Below are 14,737 nucleotides of genomic sequence, written 5' to 3'. Positions count from 1 at the left end.
ACTAGAGTCGTCCTCCTTCCAGATTCAAAGTGCATTCCTCATAAAACTGCTTGGCCTCTTTGTAACTTGGGTCATCGCGGCGACTTTGTAACATCGTAATCACATTGGAATAGTTGGACTGACACATGCGCCAGTTCTTCTTTTCTCTATAGCGTGCACCCTGGATAAGGTTAAACTTAACCAGTTCATCAAACTTGATCTTGGAAAGATGATAGTAGCGTTTTGCCAGTTCATTTTCCGGATCCAGATTCAGAACCACCTGGAAAGACTCGCGGGCTCTTGCATACTGCCCTTGCTGGAAATCACGGAAACCACGGATGAAGTTTTCCTGAGCACGTTTGTATTGAACTGAATCATACTTTTCTTTTTTGATGGCTCGTAGTTCTTCCGTGCGTTTTTCAGCGTCAGATACATCCTGCATACTGATTGCAGATGATCTGAATGCATTCGGATCTTTTGCCGCACCTTTTTTGGAAGGTGAAAGCAGGAACCACGCAACCAATCCAAGAACTGCAACAATGGCATAGAAGCGCACACGTGGGTTTGACAGCAATCCACCACCTGCAGCCCCGGCCGCCGGTCGTGCCTGACGATACTGATTCGCACCTGGTTGAGGTTGCCCCATTGGCATTTGCGGGCGCACATGACCTGTCGGCACTTGTGGGCGACCGGCCGCTGGCATATTTGGAATTCCTTGTGGCGCCATTGGTTTCAAAACCGGAACTGGCGGCACATCGGGAACTGAAGGCATCGCCGGAATTACCGGCTCCACCACTGCAGCTTCTGGTGTAAAGCGGATTTCAGAATCACCCACTTGAATCACCGAACCCTTATTCAGGATTTCGGACTGAACGCTTTCGCCATTCAACATGACGAAGTTCTTTTGACTTAAGTTGACGATCAGGAATTCGTTTCCACGCTGACGAATTTCCGCGTGCTGACGACTGATACGCGGATCATTCGCCAATACGATATCATTCTCCGGGCCACGGCCAATCTTGGCAGCACCACCGGTAAATGACAGACGAAGACCGCTGTGCGGTCCTTTTATAACCTCGATATCAAACTTCAATGTGTCTTTCACTTTAGGAGCCGCCCCCATCAGGAACCTCCCTCAGCAGGAGAAATCGTGATTACAAAGTAATCCACTTCCTGCGGTTGCGAAGACATGGCCTGACAACTCAGCACACAAGGGTGTCCATTGAATTCAAGTTGATCTGTTTGAATCACACGAGGATTTTCACGGGTTCTGGCCATCAGATCTGTCAGATTCTGCTGTAAAGCCACATCCGGAATTGCCTGATACTGCTGGCCAACCAAGGCCGAAACCTCGGTGCGCGCAATCTGGCTGAATGAAGGACTTCCCGCCATAATACGACCGTCTTTATAAATCGCAATTGAAGGAAAGCCGATCAACTGAACAAGGTTCTCAGCCTCACCATCTTTATTGACGAAGCCACCGATGCCACCGGCCTCAGCTCCGCCCTCACCATGAATATAGCGGGTCAAAAGACTGTTGATATTTCCAATTAACGCCTGAAGCGGCGGAAAGATGAAATCCACACTGGTATTGTCGTTCTTGTCTCTCATCGCGGCATCGAGCTGTTGATTCAATGTGACCAGCGGGTACTCTACCAACTTGTACATAAAGAAGAACAATACCAATCCAACCAGAGTTGCAATCACCAGAGTTTGCATGAATAAACTGATCGCACGGCCATCATCGAAAGCCATACTGCCAATGTCGTAAAGAACAATTGCATGGGCCTTCACCGATTGCTCACCTGTGCTTGGATCAAACAAACCGATCGGGAAACTTGCCCCAATAGTGGAGGAATCCACCTCAACCGCTTCCGGTCGCATCTCACGGCGGGCCTGATGCACGAAAGGCAAATCAGGAGTGGTACCGGCACGCGATGCCGGAGCCAGAATCATTCCATCAGATTGTTGAACAATCAGAACCTGGGTTACGCCGTCCTCTGACTCCGCTTGATTGGTGGTCAATGAGGAATAGCTGTTTTGCAAAAGTGCCGCTTGATTGATAGTTGCCAAAGTTCTGGCAATGGACGCCGCACGACGCTTACTTTCGGTGATGATACTTGCTCTGGTGATTTGCACCATCGGAATCATCGCCAGCAAAGTCGTCACAAAGATAAAGATCACCACGAAACCCAGCAATACCATGCGGAATTCCAGGTAAGTTGGAATTTTATAGACACCCGGCAAAGCCACACGATCCAAATAATCCAGGAACTTATCCCAAAGAGCCTTCACACCACCTGCATTATAAGCTGGTGCCGCCTCTGGAGGAGCTCCATTCATATCCGCACCCATCATAGGTTGCGGCATCCCCATTGGCTGAGGCATTCCCGGCATATTTTGCGGAATTCCATAACCGGCTTGAGCCATCATGGGAGTTTGCGCTGGCGCTTGAGGACGTTTTTCCGGCGCTGGAATGATATCCACCAGAACATCATGAATGCCCAGCTTATCACCCAAACGCATCAAACCGGTCTGCATACGCACACCGTTTAAATATGTACCATTACTTGATTTCAAATCCGTGACGACAATCTTGTCGCTGTAAACAACGATTTCACTGTGTTCTTTGGAAACACCAGGGCTGGTGATTTTGACATCACATTGCGGAGCCCGACCGACCAGATTTCGGCCCATCTTAAGCTCTAAAATGCCTCCGGCTTGCGGGCCGGACAAAATTCTAAGCGCCCACATTGAGTTGATCTCCCACGTTGATATTCAACTTGCTGCTAACCCCTGAAGCCATCTCCACCACTGAGCTTGCTCCCCATACCGGAAGCACCAATCTCCATGGCTTAATATTTCTGCGCACGGCTTTTACTTTCATTTTCTTATCCACAAATACGCAATCAATTGCGAACTTCATGAAAAATGTATGGATGCTATTGCATCTAAGAATCCACAATGCCTGATCTTCCGCCAAAGAACTGCGACCCAATAAACCCACACCACGAGTCTGGAACGTGTCTGCGACTTCCAGATTCGGAATCAGTGTGGCTTTGGTTGTGGCGTTCTCAAGCTTCTTCATCATTACTTCGGCCCATACATAAATGAAATCGCAACCGGTCCAAAAACCATAATGAACACGGCTGGCAAAATAAATAACATCAAAGGGATCAGAATCGCCTGAGATGCTTTCGCACCGGCCTTTTCCGCGCGCACAAAGCGCTCCATACGCATTTGTTCTGACTGATCCTTCAGAACCTGCGAAATACTGGCCCCCGTCGCCTCGGCATCGATCAACACGGCAACAAAACTTGTAATCTCGTTCATGTCCAGACGCTCACTCATCTCCTTCAGAGCCTGAGTTTTTGAAGAACCGATTTTAATATCTTTCAAAACAATCGAGAACTCATCCGCCAGCACGCTTTTTGTTCCCTGAGCCTTATCCACGATTTTTTGAATCGCCGAGAAAAAGTCCAGACCGGCCTCAACCGACAATGCCAACAGATCAATGAAGAATGGCAAATCAGCGCGAACAGACAACTCACGTTTTTTCTTTTCACCGGTTGAGTGAATTTGCGGAAGATAAAAACCAATCAACCCCACACCCACACACATGTACCACGAAAGCCCCAGTTGCAGTGAGAAGTTCATGATCAAAAGGAAAATCGGGAACATCACGCCCCACAAAAGCTGCAAACCAATGAACTCGTCCTCGTTCAGCTCCTGCGACAATCCGGAGGTCTTGATGTACCTGCGAACTTTCTTGCGATAGCCTTCACTGCGAATTCTTAATGCGTGCTGCAAAGTGAACTGATGCACCAAGGGACGTGAAAAGTTAATAATCGGATTTTTCGATTTTGCCGGTTCGTCGTTATTCGCCCAGGACAACTGCTGCTTGTCTGCGTTGCTGGCAAAGATGGAATTCACGAATAGGAAGACCGCTACTCCTGCTAGGAGCAGACCCAAAATCAGCATTAACTCTGCGCTTCCCATTTTGGCCTCTTTGTGTTTAATTCAGACTCATGAAAACATTGATACTGGCTTCCGAGTCCCCACGCCGAAAACAACTGCTTCAAGAAGCTGGTTTTTCATTCGACGTAGCATCAGTTAAAGTATCGGAAATTCCTGACAAAAACCTGAATGCCAGCGAGCAAATTTTGGACATTGCCAGACGTAAGGCGAGAGCGGCATTTGCTCACCTAAAGTCCAGTAAAGAACAGGAGTTTACTCTCATTTCCGCCGACACCGAAGTTATCGTTGCCGGTGAATTGCAAGGAAAGCCATCTGACAAACAAGATGCCTATAATATGCTCCGACGATTGTCTGGAAACTCTCACGAAGTCCAGACCGGAGTTTGCATCATCGACTCGGCAACAGGGAAAGAACTGTCTCAAATTGAAACGACAATAGTTTATTTCAGGAATCTGACGGACCAGGAAATCTGGACCTACATTGAAACCGGCGAGCCCATGGACAAGGCGGGTGCCTATGGCATTCAGGGTTTGGGTGGAAAATTTGTAGAAAAATATAAAGGCCCCTTCGACAACGTCGTGGGACTTCCCGTGCAAATGGTTAAAAACCTGCTCGCACAAATTTAGCAAGAATCAGGCTGGAGCCCTGCGGGGCTTCGCTGTTCGCAATTCAAAAACATACTGCTGCACAACCTCATCCACTTGAATTCGGTAGCCGCGAACCAATCGCACTACCCGACTCCACGGACGATAGCTCCAAAACTTTGTTTTCAAAGCCCGTGTCTTTGCGGCACCGGTGACCGCCATTGAAATCATCCCACTGATGGCTCTGATAAAACCATTGAATGAATCCCGGCTTTTAACTTTGATCAAAATCTGCAGCTGATCGCCGCCATTGACCTGCTCGTGCAATTCCACACGATACTTTTGCGCCTGCTGAACCAGAATTTCTGTGATTCGCTTCCAATTTCTGGAATTTCTGAAAGAAAAATCGCCCACCGCTTGCGAAGAACAAAGAACCACATGCATCGCGTGTTTGGTGCTGATGGGCCTCGCTGATTTTGCATTGCTATTCTTTAAAAGCGCGCCCCCGAACTGCCTCAAAAGACGCAGCCGAGGGTCGTGAGATTTGTATGTCGCCATTCGGGAGGAGCTATACATGAAACATGTTATAGGAGCACCCCCAACCCCCGTCAATAAAAAAGTAGCGATGGTATTTATTTTGTGAATTTCAATGAATTAACGACGCGGCATTGCGCCATCGGTGGATGTTTTGAATAAAGGTTGTTAGGTTTTGAATCATGAGCTTTCAAGAAATCCGTGCCGAGATCGGCGCCGACAAAATTCTCGCGGTTTCAAAACTTCAACCCGTTGCAAAGATCCGCGATCTTTACAATCAGGGCCAGCGCCGCTTTGGAGAAAACTACGTTCAAGAGGCGTTGGACAAAAAAGAGCAATTGAAGGATCTGACAGATATTGAGTGGCACCTCATCGGACACCTTCAGAAAAACAAAGCCAAACACGTGGTTGGTCAATTCCACCTGATTCACTCCGTGGACTCACTGGAACTGGCACAAACACTCAATCGCCAATGTGAAGCCAAGAATGTGACCCAAAGAATTCTGATTCAGGTAAACCTGGCGCACGAAGAAAGCAAAACTGGCTTTGACAAGCAAACCGTCATTCAAAGATGGGCTGAGATCTGCCAGCTGCCCCACCTTACCATCGATGGCCTGATGACCATGCCACCCCTGACTGAAAGTGGCGAAGAGGTGCGTCGTTACTTTATCGAGCTCAAGGAACTGCAAGGGAATCTTGCCAAAGCAACTGATACCGAAAGACACCCGCTAAAAACACTCTCCATGGGCACCAGCAACGACTACAAAGTGGCCATCCAGGAAGGCGCCACCCTGGTTCGCTTGGGCACAATTCTTTTTGGCGCCCGGGATTAACCGAAAGCTCCCCCTGCGGAGTCTGACATAGTGGATGAATTCATTTGGCGAACGCCTTTGCTAAAGGTAGGATGATTCTATGAACCCACTTCTCAAAACTCAAAAAATCGGATTTCTGGGTGCAGGCAATATGGCGCAAGCCATGATCAAAGGCCTTATCGAAGGCGGAATACCTGCTAAAAATATTTACGCTACCAACAGATCAGAAGGAAAACTGGTCAAACTGGTTGAACAGTTTAAAATCAATTCCCTCTCTAATAACGAAGAACTTATCGATTCTTGTGACATCATCATTCTGGCCGTTAAGCCTCAGGATTTACTGACAGCTTTGGAGCCGGTCGGCAGAGCCTTTGACGAACATAAAATCGTCGTCAGTGTGGCCGCTGGTGTGCGCATGGAAAAACTGGAGCGCTTCATTAACGGTGCTCGCCTTGCACGCGTGATGCCGAACACTCCTTCAGTGATCGGCCGCGGAGTCATTGGCTATCTCCTGAATGATGACGATGACAATGCACTCGACAGCACTGTGGAAGATCTTTTCACTCCACTGGGTCGCGTGATCAAAGTGAGCGACGAGGATCAATTCGAAGCTCTGATGATTTCCTGCTCCAGCGGAACAGGATTCGTATTTGAAATGATGATGTACTGGCAGGATTGGATCGAGGAACACGGCTTCTCTCTTGAAGAAGCACGCGTGATGACCATTGAGACATTTGTGGGAGCTTCCCTGCTGGCAGCACAAGCCCGTGAAAATGTTGAGGACCTTCAGGCTCGCGTGACTTCAAAAAAAGGCGTCACAGCAGCTGGACTTCAGTCCATGAGAGAGCTCGAAATTGAACGCGCTCTCCGCATCAGCTTTGAAAAAGCGGCGATGAGAAACAAAGAAATGGCCCGGGAGATCAAATAACCTTGCCGGGTCCCTATAACGACTTTTATCCTTAATCTCATAGCGTTCAAGGAGGAACAAAATGAAGATCACACCCATTGATATAGCTCATAAATCATTTGGTAAAAAAATGATGGGTCTCGACACTGATGAGGTTATGGATTTCCTCCAACAGGTCGCCGCGCAAATGGAAGCCCTGATTCAGGATCGCAATTCACTTAAAGAAGCACTTCGCGAAAAAGAACTTTCCCTGATGGAATACAAAGAACGTGATCAAGTTCTTAAAGACACGATTGCAACTGCAACTCAGATGGCAGACCGCTTGCGCCAGGATGCAGAACGCGAAGCCAAACTTATCACGGCAGACGCCAATCAAAAGGCGGAAATCATCACTCGTGATTCCCGTGATTCTTTGAAGAAAATGTATCAAGAGGTGAACGAGCTAAAACGTGCGCGCATGCAGTTTGAGGCAAACTTGAAAGCATTGGCACAAGCTCATCTTTCTTTGCTTGAACAAGGCGAAAAATACATGCCGCAAATGCATTTGCAAAACCAAACCTTTACGAACAACACGACTGTTGGCAATAACGGTGGCAATCGTTCAACGAACGTATCCCCGCTATCCGCTGAATAGTCCCGTCTGTGATAGAGGAAATTAAAGGTGGAGTCAGACTCCACCTTTTTATTCAACCCAAGTCCTCCAAGAATCAAGTCGTCGGCAACCACAATGGTGAGCTGAAAATTAAAGTCTCCGCCCCGCCTGTTGATGGCGAAGCCAATGCGGAACTTATCAACTACCTGGCAAAATTATTCAAAGTCGCAAAACGAAATATTTCCCTCGTAAAGGGCGAAACTGGTCGCCACAAAGTTGTGGAGATAACCGGCATCAGCAAAGATGACGCCGAGAAGCTAGTTGCCTCCGCGCTTTAACTCCACTTCGAACTCCGTACGATCCAATTGCTCTTGAATATTCACGTTGGATTTCTTTTTCTTTTTTGTAGGGCGTGGCTTGAATTGACTTTGATCCACGCCATCATCCGTCGCCTCACGAAACTGACGCGTATTGGGCGTGCTGATTTCAGAGTCAGAACGATTGTACATATTCGATTTCCCTGAGGGAGCCGTGGTTGCTGGAGAAGAAGGAGGAGTGTTATACAGCGGATACGACTCTTGATGGTAGCCCTCTGACATATCAAAGCTATAACGAATAAATCCACCCACGTGATATCCCGCCGCTGCGTTCTCTCCCGCAATAGTCGTTCCACCGTTGACCTGCATCGTCCACTTCGAACTCACCATCCATGTCGCGTAAAAAAGTGTATCAATCGAAGAAGGATTTACTGAATAGAACTTATATGAGCCAGCGTTTACGTTTTGAAGATAAGCATTGCGAACATATTGTTTGCTGGTGTCGGTATCATCAGTCACTGACTGACTACCAAGGATCTCTCCACCAAATTTGAAGGCATTTGCTTTTAGCTGCAAACCACCTCCCCAAGGCACCAAAGAAGATCTTCCGTCGGCGCGGTAGTCAAATCCCGCCCATCCGTAAATTCGCGCAGATCCAAAGTCTTTTTGCGCTATCAAACGCCCCCAAAGCTCGAAAACACCCTCCGAATTTAGAGCATCATCTCCGGCAGGATCAACCTCCTGCAGTGGAACCAAAATCCCGAACTCTGGCACGAGCTGCACAATTCCGTCATAGGCAAGAAAATCAAAGCCCCCCATCACATCTGAAAAGCTCGTATTCGTGCGCGTTGCGACGGAGTTTTTGCTTTCTGCTGAACTGAATGTTCCAGAACCAAAAACCGACCAGGTTCTGGAAGGCATATAACGGGTGCTGAAATCCACATCCAAAAGTTGGTAATGGTTTCCACTGGTTAGGTTACTACTGCCGTCACCAAAGGTTTCGTAATTGGCAGTTGAATAAAAGAAATTGGTGCCCAACTCAAAATCCCAGCGGTCCCGGCGGAATTCCTTGTAGTTATCCAGGGCATTTGCCACGGATCCCGCCATCAACAAAGTCACCAAGAACGCACTCAAACACTGAAGATTATTTGCCATTTTCATAAGTTCCTAATAATAACAAGCTCATGACCAGCACAGCAAACAAATCACAGCTCGCAATCATCTTTTTCACCGTTTTCCTTTACCTTGTGGGCTTTGGTGTAGTTATTCCGATTATTCCACTTCTAAGCAAAAACTTCGGAGCGACTGCCCTGCAAACAGGATTGCTGCTTTCAGTTTATTCTTTGATGCAATTTTTATTTTCACCTTTCTGGGGAAAACTAAGCGATCGCATGGGGCGCAGACCGATTCTTTTATTCTGCCTTTTTGGCGAAGGTCTTTCGTACATCATGTTTGCCTGGGCTCGCAGCCTTGAGTGGTTGTTCGTTGCGCGCATTCTTGCCGGCTTCTTTGGTGCAAGCCTCTCCACCGCTTCCGCATACATTTCAGACATCACTCCAAAACATGAGCGCTCCAAAGGCATGGCCTTGATTGGCGCAGCATTCGGACTTGGCTTCGTCGTGGGCCCGGCTCTGGGTGGCTTGCTGGCTGTTTGGGGCAATCACATCAATCCAGCTCCACACTTTGATACTTCATTCTCATTTTACTGGGTTGCCGCCTTGTGTTTTGCGAACTTCCTATTCGGCATCAAGTTCCTAAAAGAATCTTTATCAGAGAAAAGTGAATCCGCTGCTAAGAAAAAGCGTTTCTCTGTTATGTGGCACTATCTGAACATCAAAACTGTGGGAGCACTGATGACGGTGTTCTTGCTTTCCTCACTGGCGATGTCGGGAATGGAAGCCACTTTGATTTTATTCATGGGTGACAAATTCCAATGGACGATCAAACAAGTGAGTTTCGGTTTTGCCTATATCGGTGTGATTATTATCTTCACTCAAGGCTTCTTGGTACGTCGTATGCTGCCTAAGTATGGTGAACGCCAGGTTCTGCGCGTGGGTCTTATCTGCTTTGCCGTCGGTCTTACGACGATTGCTATCTCCGACACTTTGTTTGGAATGTGTATTGCGATGACTTTGCTTTCCCTGGGTAACGGACTATCAAATCCGTCCATCCTGGGCAGTATCAGTTTACTGACTGACTCTAAGGAGCAAGGTGCCGCAATGGGAGTCACTCAAAGCATGGCTTCATTAGGTCGCATCATCGGTCCGGCAGTGGGCGGCGCACTTTATGGAAGTGTCGCGATGACAGCACCATTTTGGGTTTCCGGTGGACTGGCTTTTGTCGCCCTGGCAATCATTCTTATTAATTTCAAGCTGATCCCGGATCACGCACGAGTAGGTTAACTATGGAATACACACAACTTGGATATTTCCAATTCAACAACCTGATCAAAGGAAGAATCCCCATGATTCTGGTCAACCTTGGCGTTGAGCTGAAATCACAATATGGCCACATCGAAGGGCTGCATCTGGATAACTGCCAGGTTACGGGAACCCCGGATGAGGTTGCCAAAGCAATCAGCGATAGAAAACTTCCAGCGCACTACCCCATCGTGATCATTGATCAGGATGGATCCAAATATGCACCTTTTGTACAAACTCTGGAGTCCAAAGGCTTCAATAACGTATACACAGTTCGCGATGGGCTTAGCGGCCTCGAAAAAGAAAAAGCTCAGCAGTAAGAATTAATGGGGGATTAAAAATCCCCCTTTTTTTATTTCCCGTCAGCACTTCGTCATGATTTCGTCAGAATGTAATCGCGCAAAGCACCGTCAAATCACAAATTATAGGAATCCGTTGTTGGCCTCGGCCTAAGTCTATAGCATCATTAAATCGTTCAAGGATAAAAAGAACATTAACCAAAAACTTTTATAGAAGGACATTTAATGAAAAAGTTTTTACTAGCCGCTTTGGCAACAACAACAGCTGTATCTGCTGCAAATGCAGGTTCGATCAACTTCGACGCTCGTGCGGACTATGATTCTAAAACGTACGAAGACTCCACACAAAAAGACGGAAGCCAGTTCTATTTCAAAACAGTTCGCTTGGACTACCAAGGCAAAGCAACTGAAGATCTTTCTTTCCGCCTACGTGCTGCCTACAATAAAAATGGCACGCAAACGACTGGCGCGGGCGACAACTCTCAAACCGCACTTGAGTTCGCTTACCTGACTCATAAAATGGGCGACATGTTCTCTTTGCAAGTTGGTAAATTGGGTTCTGAGTACGGCGCGATCGAGAGCCAAACTTCCGGCGCTGATTTGTACCTTACTTCTCAAGCGTACACTAAGACCGGTCCTAACGGTAACTTGAACGGCGAATACCTAAGCACAAGCTCACTACTATACGTAATGGGTGCAAAGGCGATCCTTAATATGACGCCTGATCAAAATCTTTCCTTGGTTGTTTTCAAAACACCAAACTCATCTGTAGCCGCTCCAACAGGAAGCACTCCAATCGCTCCAGCACAAGCGGATTCAAACGCGATGATGGAAGGTTTGATCTATAAAGGTTTGTTCATGGATAAAAATCTAAGAATCATGGCTTCTTACCACATGGGTACTGGTTATGTTCCTTCGACTGATGACAAGTACACTCTTTACTCTGCGGGCGTGACTTACAACTTCGGCGGTATGGTTTTGGCTGGTGTTGACTACACAAATTCCGCTTATGAAAGAGACGCAGATGGCGCGAAAGACTCCATCTACTCAATCATCGGTAAAGTGGCATTCACAGGCTGGGAGCAATGGACTCCGCGTCTTGAAGTTATCGCTTCTGAAGAGAAAGTTGAAACAAGTGCAACTGCTGCCAACAACGGCACTAACAAGTTCATGGGCTACGGCGCAGTTCTTGAGTACAAACCGATCGTTGATACAAACTTCCGCTACCACATCGCCTACAGCAACACGACTGAAGAGTTGGCCGCTGGTGGTAACGATCCAAAAGTTGACCAAATCACAGTGGGCGCTCGTTGGAACGCTGACTTCTTGAAATAGTCATAAAATTGCCAAAAGGCGCCAGCCGGTTTTGCGGCTGGTTTTGGCTCCAGAACCGACTTTTATCGAGGGAGGCCCCAAGAAGCCTCCCTTCTTTTTACCCCACCGATAACGCACCGCAGACCCAAAAGGTGCCAGCCGGTTTTTGGCGGAGCTGGATCTACCCTAAACAGCTTGATTCTGATAGACTCAAACGGTTAAAAATCTCTCTCTTGGGGTAACTAAATGTCAGAACAATTATCAGATCGCTACAATCCCGCAGATGTAGAAAACAGAACTTACCAATGGTGGGAAAACTCCGGCTATTTCAAAGCACAGGATCAATCCACCAAACCTCCATTTTCAATTATATTGCCTCCACCAAACGTCACAGGCTTCCTGCACATGGGTCACGCCCTGGATCACACAATCCAGGATATTCTTATCCGCTGGAAAAGAATGAACGGCTTCAACACCATGTGGTTGCCAGGAACAGATCACGCCGGTATCGCCACACAATCCGTGGTTGAGCGTGAACTGAAAAAAGAAGGTGGAGTTACCCGTCACGACCTGGGCCGCGAAAAATTCGTGGAAAAAGTTTGGGACTGGAAGCACCAATACGGCAATCGCATTTACTCTCAAATGCGTCGCTTGGGTGATTCCTGTGACTGGGATCGCGCTGTATTCACATTGGACGAAGGCGTTTCCAAAGCCGTTCGCAAAGTATTCGTGACTCTTCACCAAAAAGGTTTGATCTACCGTGGTCAACGTCTGGTGAACTGGTCAGGTCCTCTTGAAACTGCGATTTCCGACCTTGAAGTTGAACACAAACAGGTTAAGGGCGCGCTTTATCACATCAACTATCCTCTTGAAGATGGTTCCGGCTTCCTGACGGTTGCGACCACTCGTCCGGAAACAATGTTGGGCGATACCGCCGTTTGCGTGCATCCAGAAGATGAGCGCTACAAGCACTTGATCGGCAAAAATGTTGTCATTCCGTTGATCAACAGAAAAATTAAAATCATCGCTGACACTTACGTTGATAAAGCGTTTGGTTCTGGCGTGGTTAAAATCACTCCTGCCCACGACTTTAACGACTACAAAATCGGCAAGTCTCACCACCTTGAGTTCATCAATCTTCTGACCAGAAAAGCTGAGATGAACGAAAACGCGGGACCGTATGCCGGCCTTAAGGTTGCAGATGCTCGCAAAAAAGTTGTCGAAGATCTGAAAAACCTGAATCTTTTGGTTAAAGAAGAGCCACACGTTCACTCCGTGGGTCACTGCTCGCGCTCTGGCGCAGTGGTTGAGCCTTTCTTGTCTGAACAATGGTTCGTAAAAATGGAACAACTGGCTGTTCCGGCGAAACGCGTGGTTGAAAGCGGAACTATCCGTTTTGAGCCCGAGTCTTGGACAAAAGTTTACCTTCACTGGCTGAACAACATCGAAGACTGGTGTATCTCTCGCCAATTGTGGTGGGGTCACCGTATTCCGGTTTGGTATTGCAACTCCTGTAACCATCAAAATGTTTCTGAAACTGACATCACCGCTTGTGAAAAGTGCGGTAAGCACGATCTTCACCAGGACGACGACGTTTTGGATACATGGTTCTCCTCTGCTCTTTGGCCGTTCTCCACAATGGGTTGGCCAAATGAAACTGAGACCTTGAAAACGTTCTACCCAACCAGCTACCTTGTTACGGGCCATGACATCATCTTTTTCTGGGTTGCCCGTATGATCATGATGGGTCTGGAATTCAAACGTGATGTGCCGTTCAGAACGGTTTACATCCACGGCTTGGTTCGTGACTCTCAAGGCCGCAAGATGTCCAAGTCTTTGGGGAACTCCATTGATCCGGTTGAAATGATTGAAAAGCACGGTGCCGATGCCCTGCGCTTCTCATTCGCGGCTCACTTGTTCTCGGGTAAAGACTTTAAATTCAGCGAGCAACGCCTTGAAGGCTACCGTAACTTTATGAACAAGGTTTGGAATGCGGCTCGTTTCGCTCTTTCCAATCTTTCTGATTTTAAAGTTCCTGCGGAAGGCGTAAAAGCTTTACCAAACAAAGCTCATCTTAGCGTTTTCGACAAATGGATCATCACCAAGCTTGCTGAAGTGACAAAAGAAGTTGAAGAAGCGATGGAGCAGGAAAGATTCTCTGACGCGGCCACAGCTTTGTATCAGTTCATCTGGAACCAATTCTGTGACTGGTATATCGAGTTCACGAAACCAATCATGAATGGTAACAACGCGGAAGAAAAGGCGGCGACACAGCTTGTGATCGCGCAGGTTCTAAACCGCATCATGCGTCTGCTTCACCCGTTCACTCCATTTATCTCTGAGGAGATCTACCAAAAGCTTCCGATCAAATCAGAAGCTTGTATCGTGGATCAATATCCGAACACTCGTAACGATAAAGAGTTCCTGGCACTGGCTTCCAACGAAGCAGCCTTTGAAGTTGATATCGTGAAAGAAGTGATCACAGCTATGCGTAATATCCGTGGGGAAAACCGCATCAGTCCGGCAATCAAACTAAATGTACGTTTGGGCGCTGCAAACGATCAGGTTCAAAAGATCCTGAACGGCAACCGCACGGCACTTATGACGATGGGTCGCTTGGAAAACATGGATATTGGAGCAGAAGGCAACTTGATGAAGTGTGCTGTGGCTCCGGTGGCAGTTAAAGATGCCAACGTGAAAGTGATCATCCCACTTGAAGGTTTGGTTGATTTCGATGAAGAGATCAAACGTATCAACAAGTCGATTGAAAAACTGAACAAGGACATCTCAATCCTGAGCGGCAAATTGTCGAATGAAAAATTCGTGGCGAACGCCGATGAAGATGTCATCGCAGCAGACCGCGCTTTACTTTCTCAATCCAAAGTACAATTGGATTCCCTGAAAGACGCTCTAACCAGATTCCAATAGGAATTCGAACGAAAAAAGAGAAATAAAAAAGGCTTCCGTAACTGGAAGCCTTTTTTTATTTCTCAACTTTGCA

General features: G+C 47.4%; 15 protein-coding genes. 9 read left to right on the top strand and 6 right to left on the bottom strand.

Features of this window, described 5'->3' with window-relative positions; all coding sequences use genetic code 11:
• Position 1: 1 nt before the first annotated feature.
• Genes AAAA73_RS12035 through AAAA73_RS12020 form a run of 4 tightly spaced genes read right to left on the bottom strand, consistent with a single transcriptional unit; the run spans position 2 to position 3,978 of the window.
• On the bottom strand, positions 2-1,102 hold the full coding sequence (locus AAAA73_RS12035; RefSeq protein ID WP_340598565.1) for an FHA domain-containing protein: 1,101 nt from the start codon (positions 1,100-1,102) through the stop codon (positions 2-4).
• Complete coding sequence (locus tag AAAA73_RS12030) at positions 1,102-2,733, bottom strand: FHA domain-containing protein (RefSeq protein ID WP_340598564.1); 1,632 nt, start codon at positions 2,731-2,733, stop codon at positions 1,102-1,104. The genes AAAA73_RS12035 and AAAA73_RS12030 overlap by 1 nt, the downstream gene beginning before the upstream one ends.
• Positions 2,720-3,070 carry a DUF192 domain-containing protein gene (locus AAAA73_RS12025; protein ID WP_340598563.1) on the bottom strand — a complete coding sequence of 117 codons (351 nt, stop codon included), beginning with the start codon at positions 3,068-3,070 and terminating at the stop codon, positions 2,720-2,722. The genes AAAA73_RS12030 and AAAA73_RS12025 overlap by 14 nt, the downstream gene beginning before the upstream one ends.
• Positions 3,070-3,978, bottom strand: a complete 909-nt coding sequence (locus tag AAAA73_RS12020) for a type II secretion system F family protein (RefSeq protein ID WP_340598562.1) — start codon at positions 3,976-3,978, stop codon at positions 3,070-3,072. Before AAAA73_RS12020 ends, AAAA73_RS12025 begins: the two co-directional genes overlap by 1 nt.
• A 29-nt stretch (positions 3,979-4,007) precedes the next feature.
• Between AAAA73_RS12020 and AAAA73_RS12015 the strand changes: the two genes are divergently transcribed.
• Entirely contained in the window at positions 4,008-4,583 is a 576-nt protein-coding gene (locus tag AAAA73_RS12015) for a nucleoside triphosphate pyrophosphatase (RefSeq protein ID WP_340598561.1), read from the top strand.
• A gap of 6 nt (positions 4,584-4,589) precedes the next feature.
• Here the strand turns inward: AAAA73_RS12015 and AAAA73_RS12010 are convergent, their stop codons facing one another.
• Positions 4,590-5,099, bottom strand: a complete 510-nt coding sequence (locus AAAA73_RS12010) for a hypothetical protein (protein ID WP_340598560.1) — start codon at positions 5,097-5,099, stop codon at positions 4,590-4,592.
• A gap of 158 nt (positions 5,100-5,257) precedes the next feature.
• On the opposite strand from AAAA73_RS12010, the gene AAAA73_RS12005 reads away from it, so the two are divergent.
• The 4 genes from AAAA73_RS12005 (at position 5,258) to AAAA73_RS11990 (ending at position 7,724) form a co-directional block, all read left to right on the top strand.
• On the top strand, positions 5,258-5,908 hold the full coding sequence (locus AAAA73_RS12005; protein ID WP_340598559.1) for a YggS family pyridoxal phosphate-dependent enzyme: 651 nt from the start codon (positions 5,258-5,260) through the stop codon (positions 5,906-5,908).
• A 79-nt stretch (positions 5,909-5,987) separates the two neighbouring features.
• On the top strand, positions 5,988-6,815 hold the full coding sequence (locus AAAA73_RS12000) for a pyrroline-5-carboxylate reductase family protein (protein ID WP_340598558.1): 828 nt from the start codon (positions 5,988-5,990) through the stop codon (positions 6,813-6,815).
• A 61-nt stretch (positions 6,816-6,876) separates the two neighbouring features.
• Positions 6,877-7,428 carry a DivIVA domain-containing protein gene (locus AAAA73_RS11995; RefSeq protein ID WP_340598557.1) on the top strand — a complete coding sequence of 184 codons (552 nt, stop codon included), beginning with the start codon at positions 6,877-6,879 and terminating at the stop codon, positions 7,426-7,428.
• An 8-nt stretch (positions 7,429-7,436) separates the two neighbouring features.
• Positions 7,437-7,724 carry a DUF167 domain-containing protein gene (locus AAAA73_RS11990; protein WP_340598556.1) on the top strand — a complete coding sequence of 96 codons (288 nt, stop codon included), beginning with the start codon at positions 7,437-7,439 and terminating at the stop codon, positions 7,722-7,724.
• Here AAAA73_RS11990 and AAAA73_RS11985 read toward each other — a convergent pair.
• Entirely contained in the window at positions 7,704-8,864 is a 1,161-nt protein-coding gene (locus tag AAAA73_RS11985) for a hypothetical protein (protein WP_340598555.1), read from the bottom strand. The genes AAAA73_RS11990 and AAAA73_RS11985 overlap by 21 nt on opposite strands.
• Positions 8,865-8,887: 23 nt before the next feature.
• Here AAAA73_RS11985 and AAAA73_RS11980 point away from each other — a divergent pair, with 23 nt between their 5' ends.
• The 4 genes from AAAA73_RS11980 to AAAA73_RS11965 all read left to right on the top strand — a co-directional run bounded on the left by AAAA73_RS11980 (position 8,888) and on the right by AAAA73_RS11965 (position 14,664).
• Complete coding sequence (locus tag AAAA73_RS11980) at positions 8,888-10,105, top strand: MFS transporter (RefSeq protein ID WP_340598554.1); 1,218 nt, start codon at positions 8,888-8,890, stop codon at positions 10,103-10,105.
• Between the two features lie 2 nt (positions 10,106-10,107).
• Positions 10,108-10,443 (top strand): rhodanese-like domain-containing protein, encoded by a 336-nt coding sequence (locus AAAA73_RS11975; RefSeq protein WP_340598553.1) that lies wholly within the window; start codon positions 10,108-10,110, stop codon positions 10,441-10,443.
• Positions 10,444-10,647: 204 nt separating this feature from the next.
• Positions 10,648-11,757 (top strand): porin, encoded by a 1,110-nt coding sequence (locus tag AAAA73_RS11970; protein ID WP_340598552.1) that lies wholly within the window; start codon positions 10,648-10,650, stop codon positions 11,755-11,757.
• Between the two features lie 225 nt (positions 11,758-11,982).
• Entirely contained in the window at positions 11,983-14,664 is a 2,682-nt protein-coding gene (locus AAAA73_RS11965) for a valine--tRNA ligase (protein ID WP_340598551.1), read from the top strand.
• Positions 14,665-14,737: the final 73 nt, after the last annotated feature.

The organism is Bdellovibrio sp. GT3 (assembly GCF_037996765.1).
In the GTDB taxonomy this organism is placed as follows: Bacteria; Bdellovibrionota; Bdellovibrionia; order Bdellovibrionales; family Bdellovibrionaceae; genus Bdellovibrio.
This window is presented reverse-complemented; position numbering and strand designations above follow the sequence as displayed.